Origin of the sequence: Methylobacterium sp. WL103, assembly GCF_008039885.1 — a bacterium.
GTDB classification, from domain to species: Bacteria; Pseudomonadota; Alphaproteobacteria; order Rhizobiales; family Beijerinckiaceae; genus Methylobacterium; species Methylobacterium cerastii.
In genome coordinates, this window is record NZ_VRUX01000770.1 from 1 (window position 1) to 1659 (window position 1659).

General features: G+C 74.4%; 2 protein-coding genes. Both read left to right on the plus strand.

Features of this window, described 5'->3' with window-relative positions:
- A partial coding sequence (locus FV222_RS30740) for a hypothetical protein (protein WP_210248511.1) occupies positions 1 to 263 on the plus strand: 263 nt, incomplete at its 5' end.
- Between the two features lie 74 nt (positions 264 to 337).
- Positions 338 to 1659: bifunctional UDP-N-acetylglucosamine diphosphorylase/glucosamine-1-phosphate N-acetyltransferase GlmU (gene glmU / locus FV222_RS25240; protein WP_147815929.1), on the plus strand; the 1322-nt coding region annotated here is incomplete at its 3' end.

A 1659-nucleotide genomic window follows, 5' to 3' on the forward strand; every position in this document is an offset into this window, starting at 1 on the left:
GGATCGCGGAGGGCATCGGAGCGCGGGTCGGTCGGCAGCGTCGTGCCCCTTCGTTCGGGTGGTTCGGCAACAGGACCGGAAACAGCGAAGTCCCGGAAACGGTTCGCAACAATCGGCTCCTCGTACCATCCCGGTGCCTGAACACTCGGTTAAGCGCAGCCGGCGCGCGCGAATTCCGGCGCCTGTGTGATCGAGGCCGCGCGGCGGAGCGGAAGGGCGACGGCGAGGCGACGCCGTTTTGCGGGATGGGCGCGATCGGCTAATCGGGTGCTCCCCTCCCGTCGCGCGCCGGTCCCGGCGGGCGGCACCAGCGACCGTCCCCGGGAACCTGAACGCGATGACGACACCGGCCCCCGCGCGGCGAAGCCTCACCGCGATCGTGCTCGCCGCCGGCAAGGGCACGCGGATGCGCTCCGACCTGCCGAAGGTGCTGCATCGCCTGGCGGGCCGCAGCATGCTCGGCCACGTGCTCGCCGCGGTGCAGGCGGCCGGCGCCGCGCGCATCGCCGTGGTGGCCGAGCCCGGCCGCGACGACGTCGCCCGCGAGATCGCGGCGCTGGCGCCGGGCGCCGCAATCTACCCGCAGGTCGAGCGCCTCGGCACGGCGCATGCGGTGCTGGCCGCCCGGGCGATCCTGAGCCAGGGCGACGACGGGGAAGGCGACGACGTCATCGTCGCCTTCGGCGACACCCCGCTGATCACCGGCGAGACCCTGTCGCGGCTGCGGGCGCCCTTGGCCGAGGGTGCGGCTTTGGCGGTGCTGGCCTTCGAGACCGAGGCGCCCGCCGGCTACGGCCGGGTGCTGACCGAGGGCGCCCGCGTGGTCGCGATCCGCGAGGAGAAGGACGCCAGCGAAGCGGAGCGCGCGGTGCGCCTGTGCAACGCCGGGCTGATGGCGCTGTCGGGCGACCACGCGCTGGCGCTCCTGGAGCGGATCGGCAACGACAACGCCGCCGGCGAGTACTACCTGCCCGACGCGGTGGCGCTGGCCGTCGGCGACGGGCTCTCCGTCGCCGTGGTTCCAGTGACGGAGGCGGAGGCGCAAGGGGTCAACGACCGGGTGCAGCTCGGCGTCGCCGAGGCCGCGATCCAGGCGCGCCTGCGCCGCAGCGCCCAGCTCGGCGGCGCGACCTTGGTCGCCCCCGAGACGGTGTTCCTCAGCCACGACACGATCCTCGGGCGCGACGTGCTCGTCGAGCCGAACGTGGTGTTCGACACCGGCGTCCGCGTCGACGACGGGTGCGTCGTCCACGCCTTCTCGCACCTGAAGGACGTGCGCCTGGAGGCGGGCGCCAGCGTCGGCCCGTTCGCGCGCCTGCGGGGCGGCGCGGTGCTGGAGGCCGGCGCCAGCATCGGCAACTTCGTGGAGCTGAAGAACGCCCGCCTCGGGCCGGGCGCCAAGGCCGCGCACCTGACCTATCTCGGCGACGCCGAGGTCGGCGCCCGCGCCAACGTCGGGGCCGGCACCATCACCTGCAACTACGACGGGGTCTCGAAGCACCGCACCACGATCGGGGCCGGCGCCTTCATCGGCTCGAACTCGGCGCTGGTCGCCCCCGTCGCGATCGGTGCCGGCGCCTTCGTCGCCTCCGGCTCGGTGATCACCGACGACGTGCCCGACGGGGCGCTCGCCGTCGCCCGCGGGCGCCAGGCGACGAA